This is a genomic window from Cryobacterium sp. M91 (assembly GCF_002929615.1).
Classification (GTDB): domain Bacteria; phylum Actinomycetota; class Actinomycetes; order Actinomycetales; family Microbacteriaceae; genus Cryobacterium; species Cryobacterium levicorallinum.
In genome coordinates, this window is the sequence record NZ_PJJT01000086.1 from 1 (window position 1) to 17,362 (window position 17,362).

Below are 17,362 nucleotides of genomic sequence, written 5' to 3' on the forward strand. Positions count from 1 at the left end.
TCTTCATATGGGGCGCAGTCTCCGAGCCCCTCGGCCAGTTGGAGCCGCCAATCAGCCTGACACTGCGCCCAGAACACCTCGAACTCGGCGCGCTCCTCGGGTGTGGACGGCGGGTAGTCGTGAGCCGCGAAGAACGGATCGACACGGCCCGGCTGGGGAGTATCGCCGCTCTGGCTCAGAGAAGAAGTATACCAAAACCATGCGCCAGAGTCGAGAGATTCTCAGATATGTTTGGATTTATGTGCGAATATGCATTCGGGCCGACCACGCGTTGTCGAGACGGCTCAGGCCAGTCCATGGCGGTCTCGGCAAGCTCGACCAACGGNCGGGCGGGTCTCGCAGGCCTGCTCGCGCTGGTTCATGGCGGTCTCGGCAAGCTCAACCAACGACAAATGGCCGGGTTCTCCAGACCGCTCAGGCCAATCCACAGCGGTCTCGACGGGATCGACCAACGGAAGTCGCCGGGTTTCGCAAGTTGCCATCGTTGATCCCTGGGGGCCTCGATAGGCTCGACCAACGGGGGATGGCCAGGTTTCGCAGGCCACCCGCGTTGGTCAAAGGCGGTTTCGACGCGTCCGACCGGCAGCCGCTCACCTGCTTCGCGCAGCAGATGACCGGCGCCTCCGACTAAAACGTCGGCGGCGGCCGAGGCGACGGCATCCGTTCGTGCAGCAGTCGCCGCGTTCGTCAGGTCCTTAATCTGAAACAGGTCCCCGAATCCGTGAAACGGCAGGCTTCCGCCTCAGGACGCTAGTAGAGCAGGGCCGTCAGCCGGGACCGAGTCGGCGGGACCCTGGGGTCATCCTGGCCGATGACCTCGAACAGTTCGAGGATGCGCTCGCGAATAGCGTTGCGGCCGGGAGCCGGCTGGGCCGGGAACAGGCTCAGCAGTCGGTCGAAGGCGTCCTCGATGTGCCCACCGGACAGGTCGAGGTCGGCGACCAGCAACTGCGCGTCGAGATCGTCGGGAGAAGACGCGGCACCGTTCCGAATCTGGTCGATCGTTTTGCCCTGCAGGCGGGCCAGCAGGCTGACCTGGGCAAGGCCGGCGACGGCCATGGTGTCATTCGGGTTCTGGGCGATCGCCGTGCGGTATTCGCTCTGCGCGGTGGCATAATCGCCGGCCTCGATCGCGGCATAGGCCTCGACGTGGTGCGGCGGCAGGGGCTCTTCGACGACCTCGGCCGGTTCTCCGTCTGCGGCGGCGGCCGGCGCCTCGACCGTGCCGGTCACGCCCTGCTGGGCAGCAAGTTCGAGCACGCGGCCGAGCACGTCGCTGATCTGCTCCTCGGCCAGCGGGCCGTTGAACAGCTGTACCGGCTGGCCGGTGATGACGGCCGCGACCGTGGGCACCGACTGGGCCTGAAACGCCTGGGCGAGTTGGGGGTTGGCGTCGATGTCGACGCGGGCCAGTACGAATCGGCCCGCTAGATCGGTGATCAGCTTCTCCAGCACGGTCATCAGCGCCGTGGACGGTTCGCTCCGCGAGGCCCAAAGACCGACGATAACCGGAACGCGCGAAGACAGCTCGAGCAGCTCACCGAAGTTCGCGTCGGTGCCGTCGAGCACGAGGCTCGGCACCGGCACGACACCGGCGGGCACGCCAGCAGCCGCTGGTGCCGCTGCGGCACCGGGTGTTGCGGGCGCTGCCGCCTGGCCACGGTTGACGAGCGAGGAAAGGTCAACCGCTCCGCGCAGGTTGGATCCGGACGGGGGCAGGTTGGTCATGGAAGCTCCGCAGATTGGGTGAGGCCCTGGGCAAAGCCCAGGAGGATGATTTTGTCGCTCGATCCGGCCGTCGGCACGTAGAACAACAGCTGGTCGCTGTAGGTGTTGAGAATGCCCTTGGACGACGACGAGATTCCCGACAGTGCCTTGCTAGCAGCACCGCTCGGGCTGACCGTGGCACCGTCGTTGATCGGTTTGACGATCTCGGTCTCGTTGACGCTGACCGCCACGATGCTGCCCGAGTCGTTGGTGGCCAGGGCGACAGTGCTGCCGTCCCCCGCCGCCGTGCCGAATTCGATCGATGCGGTGGCGGGCAGGGTCGCCTGCCGGTCGGCGCGACTGGCGTCAAACTGGGCGCGGAAGGCATCCACTTCGTCTTCGAACAGGTCGACGGACGGGCTCGCAGCGCCCTGCAGGAGCACATCGGCGTAGGCCGCGGCCAATTCGTTCGGCGGCAAGAGCAGGAGTTTGTTGTCGGGGGCGATCGCCGGCGCCCCGATCAGGGCCGGAGCAACTTCGGGCACCCGCGCAGCCGGCTCAAGCTGGAAGGCGTACTCGATGAGGTAATTCGCCCGCGGTGATTCCTGCTGCAGAATAATTGCGGTCGGTGGAATCTCGGCATCCGTTTCGTTCTGAATCACCGTCATCACCACTCGCGGCCAGGAATTCGTCTGCTGCGGCAGCGTGAAGGTGAGTGGGGCTCCCGGCAAGGCCAGCAGTGGCGGCACTGTCGCGTCGACCGCCCGAATCGCGTAGTTGGCCAGGCGCTGTTCCAGCGCGGGTCCGGTGAACCGGGTCGCGAGAGTGTCCGCGTTGAGGGTCGCATCGGCATCCGCTGTCAGGAGCGAAATCTCGCCCATAATGATTTCAAGCTGCGGGACTGTGACGGCCGGCGGTGCCAGCTCGGCGGCCGCTTCGACCGAGTCGGTAGACACCGGAGTCGGGGTCGGGGTCGCCGTTTCCGTCGTCGTTGCGCTGAAATCCGGCCAGAGATCGGCCGAGCATCCGCTCAGAGCGAGACCGGACACCAAAATCATCGGCAGGATCGCGGTGCGACGGGCAATACCACGGCGCGACGAGGTGATCTGACTGGCCTTGATGGCCTTCGGCCGGGGTGCGCGCGGCAGCCGCGGCAGGCGCGGTCCGCGCGGAACGTTGCGGCGCGGTCGCCGGGACCGGCGCAGGTGCAACAGGGCCAGCAGGTACAACACGAGTCCGAACAGCAGCAACAGGGCGCCACCGGCAAGCAGCGGGCCGGCCCACGGGGTGGAATTATCCGATGCCCACGACAAACGGATATTCGCGGGCGCCGGTTCGACTCCGTCCGAAGCAACGAGCACCGAGATGCCCTCCGGCAGGGTCTGCGTGGTCGTCAACGAATCCGTGTCGCTGACCTCCTCGAGCCACAGGTCGGAACCGGCCGGATTGACGATCAGAGGCTCGGCAGCATCGGCGGCAACCGGCTCATCCGAGCTGTCGTCGTCCGTGTCGGGTTCGACGGCAGCCGTGACAGTGGAGGTCAGTTCGCCCGTTTTTTCGCTCAGCGCCACGGTGGCGTAGGCGTCATCACCGATCCAGGCGGCCACGTCTTCGGAGCGCCCGTAGGCCAAAAAGATAGGTCCCTCGCCGCGTACGTTGATCGTCTGGCTCCCCGGGGAGGCCGCGAGGGCGCTCGGGTCGATCACGGTGTACAAAGTCTCGCCGGTGGCGGTCGAGGTTAGTGAGCTGAAGGCTGGTTCGAGCAGGATAGTTCGCTGCGCGATGCCGAGCACGATCATCACGGCGGCAAGCACGAATGCCACGATGGCTAGAACAAAACGCACGTATCACCCTTCAGCAATTGAGCTGGTTGGTACTGTTCAGTCACTTTGGCTGAACCACGTGACTGAAAGTCCTCAGACACGGTTTTCAACGTTACTCCGTTCGCCTGAAAGGAGCCTAATAGCCGTTCAGCCTCCATTTGGCAGCCGGCGCGTACCGTGCGGGGCACCAACACACTAAAATTGGTCGGGTGCCCCGTAATGCACGATCCATTGAGGGGCCGGGCCCCGCGTGTAAGGAGTACAAGTGTCTGACGACGACGCCGATTTCACCCAGGTCTTTCGTGGCTATGACAAGGATGAGGTCGCCAAGGCTGTTCAATCCCTGCGCCGACAACTCATCCAGGCCAATACCCAAAATGCTGAGGCCGGCCGCGAGGTCAAACGATTGGCCGCCCGCATCGATGACCTCACCGCCGAGATCGAAGAGGTCGGCAGTCCCACGTTCTCCGGTCTGGGCACGAAACTGGAAAACACCCTTCGCGTCGCCGAGGAACAGTCCACCCGCGTCATCGCCCAGGCCGATATCGACGCGGAGAAACTGCGCGCCACGACCAGCGACGAGGTCGAGCAGCTGCGACGGAATTCCACTGAGCAGGCCGAGCGCACCCTTTCCGACGCCGCCGTCAAAGCTCGCCGACTGCTCGACGATGCTCGCATTGAAACGGATGATTTACGCGCACGTACCCAGGACGAGCAGGCGAGGGTCATGCAGGACACTGCCCGGGACGCCTCGCTGATTCGCGGCTCTGTCGCCACCGAGGCGGCCGAGGCCCGAGCCACAGTGAAACGTGAGGTGTCAGCCATCCGCTCTGAAGCGGATCGCGAAGCCGCCGAGGTGCGCGTCGTCGCGCAGCGTGAGGCCACCGAGGCTCGCGAAGAAGCGGCCGGCCTGACGCGCGAAACAGAACTTATTCGCGCCGAAGTAGCGCTGGAACTCGACCAGCAGCGCGCGACGCTCAACCAGGAAACCGACCAGGCCCGCGTAACACTGGCTGCCGAAACCGACCAGGCTCGTGTGGATCTCGCGCGCGACACCGAAGAAGCCCGCCTGAGCCGCGCACACGAAGCCGAGCAGGCACGCACCCTGCTCGCCGCCGAGGTGGAACAGGGCCGCATCGACGTGGCCCGCGAAATCGAGCAGGCCCGCGCAGTCGCCGAGGTCGAAAGCGCGCAGGCCCAGACTGACCTCGCCCGCGACCTCGAGCGCAAGCGCGTCACGGCCGATCGCGAGATCGAGCAGGCACGTGCCGCCCTGGCCGCCGACGTGGAACAGGCCAGCGCCGACCTGACCAGGGACAACCAGCAAGCCCGCCTCGAGGCCGAGGCCGAGGCCGAGCAGGCCCGCATCGACGTACAAACCGAGCTCGCCGCGACCCGGAAGACCGGCCAGCACGAGGCCGCCCAGCTGGCCAGAGAAATTGACCAGGCCCGAGCCGACTTCGATGTCGAGCTGAAAGCCCGCCGCGACGAAGCAGAGCAGGAACACCTCACCTCGCACCAGGAGGCGGTGGCACTGGCGCAGAAATTCCAGACGGATGCCGCCGGGCAGCTCGCCGAGACCACTGAGCGTACGCTCGAACTGCGTACGCTCAACGAGCAGCTGGACGCGGGAGCCCGGGCGGAGGCCAAGGCCAACAAGGACCACGCCGACGAGACTGCCGCACGCATTCTGCACGACGCCCAGACCAGCGCTTCGGCACTCGTCGAGGATGCGACGACACGGTCGCGTGCCCTGGTCGCTGACGCGGAAGATCGCATGGCGCAGATTAGAATTGAGCGCGATGCCGTGGCAGGATACTTTGAAAGTCTGCGCAGCGTTTTGACCCAGGCAGAACGGGTCGCAGCCGAGTAATTCCCTACTCCTGGAGACGACCCGTGAAAATTCAGAATGCGTTTAGGTTCGGACTCGTCGGCACCCTGGGCGTAGGCCTCGGCTTGTTGATCATCACTTCGGTGATCACCCTGCAGACGATCATCATCTACGTGGGAGCCGCGCTATTCATTGCGCTCGGCCTCGACCCGGCCGTCTCCTGGTTGGAGAAGAAGCGGTTTCCCCGCTGGGCGGCCATTCTGACCGTGGTCGCCGCCGTGCTCGGTGTGCTCACCGGTGTCGTGTTCGCAATCGCTCCGATCATCGTCGACCAGGTCTCCAAGCTGTCCCAGCTCATTCCGGATCTGGTCAAGGCGGTGAACAGTTCAACGTTTCTGAGTGATCTGCAAGAGCAGTTTCCCGGCCTCGACATCACGGGGATCACCAAGACCGTCACCGATTCTCTGGGCGGCAACCTCACCAACATCACGACCACGATCGTTCAGTCGGGCCTCGCGTTTGTCGGTGGCCTGTTCGGTGCCCTCATCATTCTCATTCTCACGCTGTACTTCACCGCCTCCCTCAACAGCATGAAGCGCGCCACTTACCAGCTGGTTCCCGCTTCAAAGCGGGAGCGCTTCACCGATATCAGTGAGCAGATCACCACGGCCGTCGGCCGCTACATCGTGGGACAGGCCGCGCTCGCCTCGGTGAACGGCGTGCTGAGCTTCATCTTTCTCTCGATCATCGGCGCACCGTTCCCGGCGTTGCTCGCCTTCATCGCTTTTCTGCTCTCGCTCGTTCCGCTCGTCGGAACCATCTCGGGTTCGGTCATCATCGTGCTGACCTGTTTGATTCCCGAGATCGGCAGCTCACCCCAGACCGCGCTGGCCGCCGCCATCTACTACCTCATCTATATGCAGGTGGAAGCATACGTTCTCAGCCCAAACATCATGAGCCGCGCCGTGTCGGTTCCGGGCGCTGTCGTGGTGATTGCGGCCCTGGCCGGCGGCAGCCTGCTCGGCATTCTCGGCGCGCTGATCGCCATCCCGGTCGCCGCGTCGGTCATCATGATCGTCAAGCAGGTCGTCATCCCCCGCCAGAACGAGCTCTAGCTGCTACAACCGGCTTAGGACGGGTCGCGCAGGCCGTCCGTCCATTCGATGGGTAGTGGCAGCGCGGCGGGGTTAACGGTGGCGACGATCTCGGTGAGAACCCGCCGGGTCAGGTTTTCGCCGACCCAGAGGTGTTTGCCGCCCTCGACGGCGACGAACCGAAGGCTGGGCACACTCGCGAACCGCAAGCGAGCGGCATCCGGTCGCAGGTAATCGTCGAATTCGGGAATGACCGCGACCAGCTGCCGCTCATTCCCGGCCCACGCGGCCAGTTCGGCCTTCGTCGTGCGGTGCAGCGGCGGTGACAGCAGAATGGCACCGCGGATCGGGTGCTCCAGCCCGTACTTGAGGGCGAGCTCAGTGCCGAAGGACCAGCCGACCAGCCACGGATTGGGCAGCTGGCGTTCGGCGACGAAGGCCATCGCCGCGGCCACGTCGGCGCGTTCGGTGATGCCCTCCCCGAAGTCACCGCCACTGGTGCCGCGCGGCGACGAGGTCCCGCGGGTGTTGAAGCGCAGTACGGCCAGATCGGCCATCGCCGGCAGGCGGTTGGCCGCCTTGCGCAGAATGTGCGAGTCCATGAATCCACCGGCCGTGGGCAGCGGATGCAGCGTCACGAGCGTCGCCACCGGCGTACGCCCGATCGGGGTCGCCAACTCCCCCACCAGGGTGAGGCCATCGCTGGTTTTCAGTTCAATGTGCTCGATGCTGGCGGGCAGTTCGATGCCGCCACGAATGCCGACCGGCAGGGTCACGGACGTCTCCTCGATCATTTGATTCTCCAACAGTGAGTGTGCCAGTGCCGCCGGTTGGCCAGGTCGGCCGCATCGCCGAGCACTCCGTCGCCGCGCCAGGCGACCATGTGCGCCGTACCGGGCACGATGTCGAGGGTGCAGCCGGGACACAGATAGGTCTTCGCGGCCTGCATGGCCGGCACCGGTTGAACGTGCCACAGTCCGTCGCGGCGCACCTCACTGCGGCGCCAACCCGCCAGCAGGTCGTTCAGGTCAGCGCCTTCGCCATCGTCTCGCGGAGCGCTCTTGCGGCCTCGGGGTCGATTGCTGCGCGCCATCACAACAGTCTAATTGCTGCCCGACGACGCCGTAAATCAGAAGGGTAAGCGCTAATACCAGCCGGAACCCTGGGACTTGGCCCAGGCACCGCACGGGGTGCCGTAGCGGCCGGTGATATAACTGAGGCCCCACTCGATCTGGGTTCCGGCGTTGGTCGCCCAGTCGTCACCGGCCGTGGCCATTTTGGAGCCGGGAAGCGCCTGCGGGATGCCGTAGGCTCCACTCGAACTGTTCTCGGCGTTCACACGCCAGCCTGATTCCTTCTGCCACAGCGAGACCAGGCAGTTGTACTGGTCTTCGCCCCAGCCGCGACCCGCGACAGCATCGTAGGCGTAAGCCTGAGCCGAGCCGGGATCCGGCACAGCGGCAGACGGGGCGGTGACGCTTCGCTTCTTTTCCACGGCGACGACCACCGGAACTGGTTTGGGCTTCTCGGTGACGGTGAAGCCGTCGCGAGTGATGGTATTTGTGTAGCTGCCGGCCACGAGCACGGCCTGGGCCGGCCCCTCGTCGGTGGTGCTGCCGGCGAGTTGAAAGTAGGGGGATGCAGTGGCACCCGAGTAGGGATCGACGACGGTCACGAGCACGAACGCGAAGGCGGCGGTGAATCCGAACAGAAAGTGAGACGGCTTGGCCCGACGCCGAGTTCGACGAACCGGCGGCCGCGCCTTGGCCGGGACGCATTCGATTCGTTGCAGATGCCTACCCATTACTAGATGACCCTAGCCCACATCTTTGGTAACGGCCAGATAACGGTCACCAAATCAACGTACCGCCAGCATCACGTCGACGACGCTGTCGAGCACCAGATCGACCTGGCCTTCGCGGTATCCGCCCCGTTCAGGGCGAAAAACGGCGGTTCGTACTTCGTCGACGGTAAGCTTACGACCGTCCAGAAAATACTTCACCAGTTTGTTTGCGAACCGATCGACATCGACCCGTTTGTAGCCGACCGCGAGCACACTGGTACGGGTGAATCGATGCCCGGGCGCACGGCTGAGGCGGGCAACAAGTACCGTGGCCGCATTCTCGGCGCCGACCGTCCAGGCCTGCTCTCCCCCGGTGCGCGAGGCGTGATCGCGTTCCCGGACGGCAAAGGCGTCCTCGAGTCGCTCCAGTGCGGCGTCGACATGTTCCGGCGAATATCCGCCCTTGTGCATGGCGAAGGCGGTGTGTCGAATGGCTTCGGCTGTCAAGGTCGCGCCGGTTCGCTCGGCCTCCGCGGCTGCCTTGTCCGCGACGATGGTGTGGATGGCCTCGGTCCCCTTCGCGCCGGTGTCGGCATCCGTTTCACTGTCGGTCAGGTCGTGCCGATCGTAGGCGCGTCGGGCCGCGGCCAGAAAAGTATCGACCTGACTCACGTTGTAGCCGAGAGTTTTCTTGGCCACTCGGGGAAATATGGTGCTCATAGCCTCATTGTCTCGGTTGTGCTGACGGGGAGCGAATCGGTTCGGCTCACGCAAAGACCAGGTAGAGGGCGTAGGCCGCGGCGGCCGACGGGAGGATCGAGTCCAGCCGGTCCAGAAAACCGCCGTGCCCGGGCAGCCAGGAGCTCATGTCCTTGATCCCGAGGTCGCGTTTGATCAGCGATTCGGCCAGATCGCCGAACGTCGCCGTGAGCAGAATCACGAGGCCGAAGACCAGGCCGAACCACCACTCCTGATCCAGCATGAAGATGGACAGCAGAACGCCGGCGATCATGCAGATCAGGCCGGCACCGATAAAGCCTTCCCAGGTTTTCTTGGGGCTGATCGAGGGTGCCATCGGATGCTTGCCAAAATTGAGCCCGCTGACGTAGGCCCCGGTATCGGCGGAAATAACCAGGATCAGGAAGGCGAGCGCCCACCACTGCCCCTCGGGCTGGGCGACGAGTAGCACGGCGAAGCTCGCTAGGAACACGACATAGACCTGAATCAGGATGCCGCCGCCCACGTCGCCGACAATAGACCGGGCCGGGGCGCGATGGGACGGAATCACCAGAAGCGCCAGCCGCCACAGGGCGATCAGCACGATCCCGCCGAGCATCACGAGCCACTGGCCGGTCGCCTCGCCGTAGAACGCGGCCGGGACGATCGCGACGGCAGAGATGAGGACCGGGATGCGCGGAACATTACGTCCCGCGTGCCGCAGCGCCTGGGCCAGCTCGAAGGCACAGAAGGCGACGATCACGACCGCGAAGATCATGAACAGTTGCTTGACGATGATGAGGCTGACCAGCATCGAACCGCCGAGCACGAGCCCGATCAGTATCGCGAGAATGAGGTTGCGCCCGGTACGGGCTTCAATGCGCTCGTTGGTGGCATCGAGCTGGGCACGCGTCGCCTGCACCTGCCGCTCGAAATCAGCCTTGGTAGTTTGCACCTGACGTTCAAAATCGGCCCGCGTCGTCTTCACTTGCGCCCGAAACTCGGCACGACTGACACCGTGACCGCGCTTGGGCGGCTGGTCGTTCCCGGGTTTCTCGGTCATCTGAAGGCTCCCTAGATCTCGAGGAGTTCGGCTTCCTTGCGCTTGAACGCGTCATCAATGCCGTCCACGTGGCTCTTGGTGATCAGCTCCAGCTCTTTCTCGGCCCGACCGACCTCGTCGTCGCCGACCTCGCTCTTGAGCGCGTCGAGCTCATCCTTGGCCTTGCGACGGATGTTTCGCACCGAGATGCGGGCATCCTCTGCCTTGGCCTTGACGATTTTCACGAATTCCTTGCGGCGTTCCGTGGTGAGCTCTGGGAGGGTCGCGCGAATGGTGGTGCCGTCGTTGCCGACGTTGGCGCCCAGGTTCGGAGTGTCGCGAATGGCGATCTCGATGTCGCGCAGGGCCGCCTTGTCGTACGGGCCGATCAGCATGGTGCGGGCTTCCTGGTTCTGCAGGGAAGCGAGCTGCTCCAGCGGGGTCATGGTGCCGTAGTAGCTCACCAGGATTTTCGCGAACATCTGCGGGTTGGCACGTCCAGTGCGCACGGTTCCAAAATCATCTTTGGCGGCCTCGAGGGCCCGATTCATGCGCGCAGTGGCGTCGGAAAGAACATCCGCGATCACGGTGACTCCTTTATTGGTGGTGGAATAATTCTAGTTGGAGACGCGCGTGCCCAGATCGGTGCCCAGAATGGCGGCGGTGACGTTGCCTTCCGGGGCCATGCCGAAGACCTGCATCGGCATGTGGTTGTCCATGCACAGGCTGAAAGCGGTGGAGTCGACCACCTTGAGCCCGCGCTGCAGCGCCTCGAGGTAGGTGATGTGGTGGATCTTCTGCGCATCGGGGTTGGTGCGAGGGTCGTCGGAATAGACGCCGTCGACACCGTTTTTTGCCACGAGCACAACGTCAGCATCGATTTCGAGGGCGCGCTGGGCAGCGACGGTGTCGGTGGAAAAGTAGGGCAGTCCGGCGCCGGCACCGAAGATGACGACGCGGCCCTTCTCGAGGTGACGCTCGGCGCGGCGCGGAATATACAGCTCGGCGACCTGGGTCATCGAGATCGCGGACTGCACCCGGGTTTCAGCGCCGGCCTGCTCCAGGAAGTCCTGCAGGGCCAGAGCGTTCATGACTGTGCCGAGCATGCCCATATAGTCGGCGCGGCCACGGTCCATGCCGCGCTGGGAGAGCTCTGCGCCGCGGAAGAAGTTGCCGCCGCCGACGACGATGGCGACCTCGACCTGCTTGGCGCCCTCGGCGATTTCACGGGCCAGCGAGCTGACGACATCCGGGTTGACTCCGACGGCGCCGCCGCCAAAGGCCTCACCCGACAATTTCAGAAGCACTCGTCGTTTCTTGACGATAGCGGTGGGCCTGACCGGTACAGAAAAAGTACTGGCCGGGCTGTTATGGGTGTGCGTGCTGGCCGTGTCAGTCATGGCGTGCGGGGCCTTCCGAAGTGGGGTGTTACCAAACTACCAAGAGCGTGCGCGTACCCCAGGGGGCACACACAAAAACGGAGGCCGGATTGCTTTCGCAATCCGACCTCCGTCATTCGTTGTTAGGCGCCGACCTTGAACCGGGCGAAGCCCGACACGGTCAGTTTTGCATCGTCGAGGACCTTCGCAACGGACACCTTGTTGTCCTTGGCGTAGTCCTGTTCGAGCAGGGCGACCTGCTTGAGGTACGCCTTGACGCGTCCCTCAACGATCTTGGGCAGTGCCGCTTCCGGCTTGCCCTCGTTCTTCGAGATCTCGGTGACGATCTTGCGCTCGGTCTCCACCAGGTCAGCAGGAACATCGCTGGCCGCGAGGTACTCGGGGTTGGCGAACGAGATGTGCTGGGCGACGCTGCGAGCGGTCTCCACGTCGGCTCCAGAGAAGCCGAGAACAACGCCGACCTGCGGGGGCAGGTCCTTGCTGGTCTTGTGCAGGTAAATCGAGAACGATTCGCCGGTGACGGCGGCAACACGGCGAAGTTCGAACTTCTCGCCGATGATGGCCGCTTCGCCGTCGATGAGCTCGGCAACGGTCTGGGTGCCGGCCGTTGCGGCCAGTCCAGCCTCAACCGTCGTCGCGCCAGCGGCGGCGATCGCGTCGAGCACCTTGTCGGCCAGAACGACGAACTTGTCACCCTTGGCGACGAAGTCGGTCTCGCAGGCGAGTTCGATCATGTACGCGGTCGTGCCGATTTCCTTGGCAGCGACGAGTCCCTCAGAGGTGGAACGGTCAGCGCGCTTGGCGTTGCCCTTTGCACCCTTGAGACGCAGGATCTCGATGGCCTTGTCCATGTCGCCGTCGGCTTCAACGAGGGCGTTCTTGGTGTCGACCATTCCGGTGCCGAGGTTCTCGCGGAGAGCCTTGACGTTTTCGAGTGTGAAGTTTGCCATACCGGGTTCCTTACTTGGTCTCTTCGGCGGCAACGGTCGGCTCATCGGCGACGGCAGCCAGTACGGCGGCAACGTCGGAGTCGGCGACAGCGTCGGCGATGGTGACGGAGGGCTCTGCAACGACGGCCTCGTCGGCGACGACGGTAGCGTCGGCAACCTTCTCGGTCTCGGCAGAGGACTGCGCGGGGGTGGTTTCGGCGTCGGAGGCCTGAAGCAGTTCAGCTTCCCACGCGGCGAGGGGCTCAACTTCAGCCTCCGGCTTGGCGTGGCGCTGGATCAGGCCCTCGGCTGCCGCGTCCGCGATGATGCGGGTCAGCAGGCCAACGGAGCGGATGGCGTCGTCGTTGCCCGGGATCGGGTACTGCACGTCGTCGGGGTCGCAGTTGGTGTCGAGGATGGCGATGACGGGGATGCCGAGCTTGCGCGCCTCGTCAATAGCGAGGTGTTCCTTGTTGGTGTCAACAACCCACAGCGCAGACGGGGTCTTCGTGAGGTTGCGGATTCCGCCGAGGCTCTTGTGCAGCTTGACGAGTTCGCGCTTCTTGATGAGCATTTCCTTCTTCGTGAAACCGCTCTTGGCGGTGTCTTCGAAGTCGAGCTCTTCGAGTTCTTTCATGCGGGCCAGACGCTTGGAAACGGTCTGGAAGTTGGTGAGGAGTCCACCGAGCCAGCGCTGGTTGACGTAGGGCTGGCCTACGCGCTGCGCCTGCTCTGAAATGGATTCCTGGGCCTGCTTCTTGGTGCCAACGAAGAGGATGGTGCCGCCGTGGGCAACCGTCTCCTTGACGAAGTCATAGGCCTTGTCAACGAACCCGAGCGACTGCTGCAGGTCGATGATGTAGATGCCGGAACGCTCGGTGAAGATGAAGCGCTTCATCTTCGGGTTCCAACGGCGGGTCTGGTGCCCGAAGTGCACGCCGCTGTCAAGCAGCTGGCGAATGGTTACGACGGCCATGTGCCGTACTCCTGTTCTGATGCGCGCTCGCACGCACACCAATCGGTTTGTGCGATGATCGGTCGATCATCACTCCTGGTACCCGGCACATGTCCGCCCTGTACCTGCAAGATTCGCTGTGCATGAATCTGGCTGTACGGGACCGATTGGACATGGCGGCCAAATGGGCACGCGTAGTCAGCGCACGAAGCGCTGCTGTGGATAGCGTATCACCGTCGGCCGGGTGGTCGAGACCGGACCGTAGGAAAACAGCTCCTCCACCGCAGCGGTCGTTATGTCCTCTGCACGAATGCGCCCACGAGCTGTTCGCCCGAGGCGCCACCCGGCCAGGCTGGCCCCATGCATACGTTACGCAATCTCGCGATTCGCCGCCTGGCGGCATCCGCTGTGATGCTGCTCATTCTCCTCGGGAGTCCGTTTGCCACGGCGAGCGCGGTTCCCCCGGCGGTCGTGACGCCGGGAGTGGATGGCTGGCGCTGGCCGCTCCCGGAGCCGCACCGGGTGATCGCCCCGTTCATTGCGCCGGTCATGCCCTATGCTGCCGGTCATCGCGGCATCGACCTGACGGCGCAGACCGGCGATACCGTGCTGGCTCCGCACGACGGCGTCGTATCATTCGCCGGCGTGGTCGTTGATCGACCGGTGCTCTCCATCACCCAGGTCGGTGATCTGATCACAACGGTGGAGCCGGTGCTGGCGCTCGTGGCCGAGGGCGACCGGGTGCAGGGCGGGCAGCAGATCGGAACTGTGGCGACGGGCGGTCATTGCCCGCCGGGCTGCCTGCACTTGGGGGTACGCCTGCACGGGAACTACGTGTCGCCGCTGCTCTATCTCGGCGGCTTGCAGCGGGCCGTGTTACTTCCGGCCGGCCCGTGACGGTGCGCCGTACTGGCAGGTCAGCGCGACGTCGAAACGAGGAACCAACGCTGGCGGTCAGGCGCGGGGGTGGGCCAGTCCGTAGCTGGCCTTGAGCCGTTCGGCGGAGACGTGCGTGTAGATCTGGGTGGTGCCGAGGCTGACGTGTCCGAGCAGCTCCTGCACGGCCCGCAGGTCGGCGCCGCCGTCGAGAAGGTGGGTGGCCGCGGTGTGTCGCAAGGCGTGGGGACCCGCCGGACCGGTTCCGGGAACCTCGGCGAGCAGGGTGGCAACCAGTCGGTAGACCCCGCGTGTGCCCAGACGCTGACCCTGGCGGCCAAGAAACAACGCGGTGGTGCCGGGTGCTGTGGCGCCGGGCGCTGACGTCGGGCCCGAGCTCGACGCGTGTTCCACGAGCGAGCGGCGGGCCTGGCCGAGGTAGTGCACGATCGCACGCTGCGCCGGCACGCCGAACGGCACCACGCGCTCCTTGGAGCCCTTGCCCGTGACCCGCACGGTCAGCCGGTCGAGGTCGACGTCGGCGACGTCGAGTCCGACGAGTTCGGAAACACGCAGGGCCGAGGCGTAGAGCAGTTCGACGATCGCCAGATCACGCGCGGCCAGATCACGCACGGCAGGTTCGCGATCGATGCGGGTCCCGGACTCGGCGCCATCTGGCCTACCGCCGGCCTCCACTTCCCCGTGCGCGCGGGTCGTGAGCAGTTCAAGCAACTCGCTCATCTGGGTGTGGGTGATCACGCGGGGAAGCGTGTGGCCAGGCTTCGGCGAGCGCAGGCGAGCGGCCGGATCCACGCTGTCGTCGCGGGCCCGCGCCAGCCAGGCGGTGAAGCTGCGCGCCGACGCCGACCGACGGGCGAGCGTCGCGCGGGCGAGGCCGGCCTGGGTACCCACCCACAGCCATTCCCGGAGCAGCTCCAGGGTCAGATCAGCGGATGCCGCGCTACCACGTTCCGCAGCAAACGCGGCCAGCTGCGCCAGATCGGTGCGGTACGCCCGAACGGTGTGCGCCGAGTAGCCACGCTCCGCGCTCAGGTATCGCAGAAACGCGTCGATGTCGTCGGTCAGGGGCACGGGTTCAGTTTCGTCTCGGCAGCGAGCGTGCCGCGCGCGACCCGCGGCACGGGGGCAGAATTGGCGGGCCGAACGGCATCCGTTCGTGGTCGAGTTGGTCTGCTGGCGCTGGGACACTTCGCGTGATCATTGTTGGCGGGAAAAGGCTTCGAGTCGGGCTTCGGGTGACAGGATGGCCAGTCGATCGACATAGTCGGCCGGAAAATGGGTGGCCGTATCGAAGGCGCCGATCGGTACCTGCGAGTGCGTGATCTGGTCGGCGTAGACGTGCAGCAGGTTGACGGTGCGGCCGCCTTTGACGCCGGTCAGTTCACGCTCGGGAGCGCTGAGATCCATCGTGTAGCAGGTGGCCGCGGCCACGGAGACTGGAATTCCGGCGAACAGGCCCTGGGTCGCATAGTGCAGGTGACCACCGAGAATCGCGCGTACGTCGCTGCCGTCCAGCACCGCCGCCAAGCGCGGCTGTTCCTGCAGTTCGAGCAGGCTCATCAACGGCAGCGGGGTGGGAATCGGCGGGTGGTGCAGCGCCAGAATGGAGCCGTGACGGGCGGGCGTCCTGAGCACCGTGCGCAGCCACTCCAGCTGCGCGTCGGTCATCTCACCGTGGTGATAGCCCGGCACGCTGGTGTCGAGGGCAATGATTCGCAGGCCGTCGAGGTCGTGCACCTGGTCGACGGGGTCCTGGTCGACGGGGTCCTGGTCGACGGGGTCCTGGTCGACGCGGCCTTGGTCGACAGTGCCTTGATCAGCTGCGCGCGCCGCTTCGCCCGGCTGATCCTGCCCGAGTAGGACGCTCCGAAAAGCGGCGCGCTGGTCGTGGTTGCCCATCACCCAGATGACCTTCGCTTGCCACTGGGCCGCGACGGCTTCGACGATGCCGCGGATGCGGCGGTAGGCATCCGCTTCGCCACGATCGGCGACATCACCGGTGATTATGAGGGCATCGGGGCGGATGCCCGACCGGTGCAGCTGTTCGAGGGCACGATGCACCGTGGTGTCGGTGTCGACGGTGCCGTACAGCGCCGCGGCATCCGCTAGAAAATGGGTGTCGCTGAGGTGAACCAGAATCTTGTCGGCGGGCGCATACTGGCCCCACTGCATGCTCGCCATTTCCCGTCCCGTCGTTGGGATCCACCCTACGGGCTGCCACCGACAGGCCGGTCACCCAGGGCTATCACGGCGGCATGTCTGCCCACCCGGACTCCTACACCCAGGCTTTGGACCGTGCGCTGTTGCACGCCCAAGCCTGGCTTACGTCACTCCCTTCGCGGAACCCGGACTGATGGCACTGCCGTCCGGCCGCTTCTTCGGCTGGGTGCTTGGGGGGACCCTGCCCGCAGCCCTCGCCGCCGACTGGTTGGTGACCGCGTGGGACCAGAACGCCGGAATGCGCTTCGCCACTCCCGCGACTGCCGTACTTGACGAGAACGCTGCGGGCTGGATCCTCGATATGCTCGGGCTTCCTCTCGGATCCGATGTCGGATTCACGACGGGCGCGACGATGGCCAATTTCGTCGGTCTTGCCGCCGGTCGGCAGTGGGTTCTGGAGCATCCGACCCGATGGGTGCAGCGATCGACGTGGCGAAGCGGCAGGGAGCCTGGGTGCACGTGGACGGGGCTTTCGGCCTGTGGGTAGCGGCCGACGGCACGCCGGCAACATTGGCCCGGGCGACCCGTTCGAAAAGGTGCCGGAGCTGTCCCGTCGGGCGCGAGGCGTTCCAGTCTGGGCGGCGCTCCGATCCCTCGGTCGTGATGGCACGATCGCGCTGGTCGACCGTCTCGCGGCCGATGCGCGTGCCCTGGCCGATGGACTGCGGTCGATGCCGGGGGTCGAGGTCCTCAACGAGGTGGTGTTCACGCAGGTGTGCGTGAGTTTCGACCGCGACGCTCGCACCCGGCGGGTGACGCAACAGCTCATTGCCCACGGCTCAGCGTGGATGTCGGGGTCGCTCTGGCACGACCGGGACATTCTGCGCATCTCGGTGAGCAACTGGTCGACGGATGCCGCGGACGTCGCGTTCTCCCGCGCCGCCGTGAAGCGAGCCTGCTCGACCATGGACGGGGCCGAGGACATAGCAGTGGTCCCGGACTTGGCGGCAGCGATGGGCACAGT

At 65.2% G+C, this 17,362-nt stretch carries 16 protein-coding genes and 1 pseudogene; 4 read left to right on the plus strand and 13 right to left on the minus strand.

The annotated features are described in order from the left end of the window. Positions 1 to 750 precede the first annotated feature (750 nt). The gene (locus CXY80_RS11190; protein WP_104132564.1) at positions 751 to 1,728 is read right to left on the minus strand and encodes a tetratricopeptide repeat protein; all 978 of its coding nucleotides are present in this window, start codon (positions 1,726 to 1,728) and stop codon (positions 751 to 753) included. Then, a complete protein-coding gene (locus CXY80_RS11195; RefSeq protein ID WP_104132565.1) occupies positions 1,725 to 3,551 on the minus strand; it encodes a hypothetical protein in 1,827 nt (608 codons plus the stop codon). The genes CXY80_RS11190 and CXY80_RS11195 overlap by 4 nt, the downstream gene beginning before the upstream one ends. Positions 3,552 to 3,795: 244 nt before the next feature. Between CXY80_RS11195 and CXY80_RS11200 the strand changes: the two genes are divergently transcribed. Then, positions 3,796 to 5,403 carry a hypothetical protein gene (locus tag CXY80_RS11200; protein ID WP_104132566.1) on the plus strand — a complete coding sequence of 536 codons (1,608 nt, stop codon included), beginning with the start codon at positions 3,796 to 3,798 and terminating at the stop codon, positions 5,401 to 5,403. A gap of 23 nt (positions 5,404 to 5,426) precedes the next feature. Then, the gene (locus CXY80_RS11205) at positions 5,427 to 6,476 is read left to right on the plus strand and encodes an AI-2E family transporter (RefSeq protein ID WP_092449202.1); all 1,050 of its coding nucleotides are present in this window, start codon (positions 5,427 to 5,429) and stop codon (positions 6,474 to 6,476) included. A 14-nt stretch (positions 6,477 to 6,490) separates the two neighbouring features. Here the strand turns inward: CXY80_RS11205 and CXY80_RS11210 are convergent, their stop codons facing one another. The 9 genes from CXY80_RS11210 to rpsB all read right to left on the minus strand — a co-directional run bounded on the left by CXY80_RS11210 (position 6,491) and on the right by rpsB (position 13,302). Beyond that, positions 6,491 to 7,249, minus strand: a complete 759-nt coding sequence (locus CXY80_RS11210) for an alpha/beta hydrolase (protein WP_104132567.1) — start codon at positions 7,247 to 7,249, stop codon at positions 6,491 to 6,493. Beyond that, positions 7,246 to 7,548, minus strand: a complete 303-nt coding sequence (locus CXY80_RS11215) for a hypothetical protein (RefSeq protein ID WP_174775294.1) — start codon at positions 7,546 to 7,548, stop codon at positions 7,246 to 7,248. The genes CXY80_RS11210 and CXY80_RS11215 overlap by 4 nt, the downstream gene beginning before the upstream one ends. A 51-nt stretch (positions 7,549 to 7,599) precedes the next feature. Then, positions 7,600 to 8,259 (minus strand): lytic transglycosylase domain-containing protein, encoded by a 660-nt coding sequence (locus tag CXY80_RS11220; RefSeq protein WP_104132568.1) that lies wholly within the window; start codon positions 8,257 to 8,259, stop codon positions 7,600 to 7,602. A gap of 54 nt (positions 8,260 to 8,313) precedes the next feature. After that, positions 8,314 to 8,958, minus strand: coding sequence for a DivIVA domain-containing protein (locus CXY80_RS11225; protein ID WP_104132569.1), 645 nt, complete (start codon positions 8,956 to 8,958; stop codon positions 8,314 to 8,316). 46 nt (positions 8,959 to 9,004) lie between these two features. Next, complete coding sequence (locus CXY80_RS11230; protein WP_092449206.1) at positions 9,005 to 10,018, minus strand: phosphatidate cytidylyltransferase; 1,014 nt, start codon at positions 10,016 to 10,018, stop codon at positions 9,005 to 9,007. Between the two features lie 11 nt (positions 10,019 to 10,029). Then, entirely contained in the window at positions 10,030 to 10,584 is a 555-nt protein-coding gene (gene frr / locus CXY80_RS11235; protein WP_092449207.1) for a ribosome recycling factor, read from the minus strand. 30 nt (positions 10,585 to 10,614) lie between these two features. Continuing rightward, positions 10,615 to 11,397 carry a UMP kinase gene (gene pyrH / locus CXY80_RS11240; RefSeq protein WP_092449208.1) on the minus strand — a complete coding sequence of 261 codons (783 nt, stop codon included), beginning with the start codon at positions 11,395 to 11,397 and terminating at the stop codon, positions 10,615 to 10,617. Between the two features lie 122 nt (positions 11,398 to 11,519). Further along, positions 11,520 to 12,347, minus strand: a complete 828-nt coding sequence (gene tsf, locus CXY80_RS11245) for a translation elongation factor Ts (RefSeq protein ID WP_104132570.1) — start codon at positions 12,345 to 12,347, stop codon at positions 11,520 to 11,522. A gap of 10 nt (positions 12,348 to 12,357) precedes the next feature. Continuing rightward, a complete protein-coding gene (gene rpsB, locus CXY80_RS11250; RefSeq protein WP_092449210.1) occupies positions 12,358 to 13,302 on the minus strand; it encodes a 30S ribosomal protein S2 in 945 nt (314 codons plus the stop codon). 339 nt (positions 13,303 to 13,641) lie between these two features. Here rpsB and CXY80_RS11255 point away from each other — a divergent pair, with 339 nt between their 5' ends. Continuing rightward, complete coding sequence (locus tag CXY80_RS11255; protein WP_092449211.1) at positions 13,642 to 14,178, plus strand: murein hydrolase activator EnvC; 537 nt, start codon at positions 13,642 to 13,644, stop codon at positions 14,176 to 14,178. Between the two features lie 57 nt (positions 14,179 to 14,235). Here the strand turns inward: CXY80_RS11255 and CXY80_RS11260 are convergent, their stop codons facing one another. Together CXY80_RS11260 and CXY80_RS11265 are read right to left on the minus strand one after the other, a co-directional pair. After that, entirely contained in the window at positions 14,236 to 15,249 is a 1,014-nt protein-coding gene (locus CXY80_RS11260) for a tyrosine recombinase XerC (RefSeq protein WP_233195288.1), read from the minus strand. Between the two features lie 126 nt (positions 15,250 to 15,375). Beyond that, positions 15,376 to 16,359, minus strand: coding sequence for a metallophosphoesterase (locus CXY80_RS11265; protein ID WP_104132571.1), 984 nt, complete (start codon positions 16,357 to 16,359; stop codon positions 15,376 to 15,378). 74 nt (positions 16,360 to 16,433) lie between these two features. Between CXY80_RS11265 and CXY80_RS11270 the strand changes: the two are divergent. Continuing rightward, positions 16,434 to 17,294, plus strand: a pseudogene (locus CXY80_RS11270) (aspartate aminotransferase family protein); the annotation flags it as partial. Between the last annotated feature and the right edge of the window lie 68 nt (positions 17,295 to 17,362).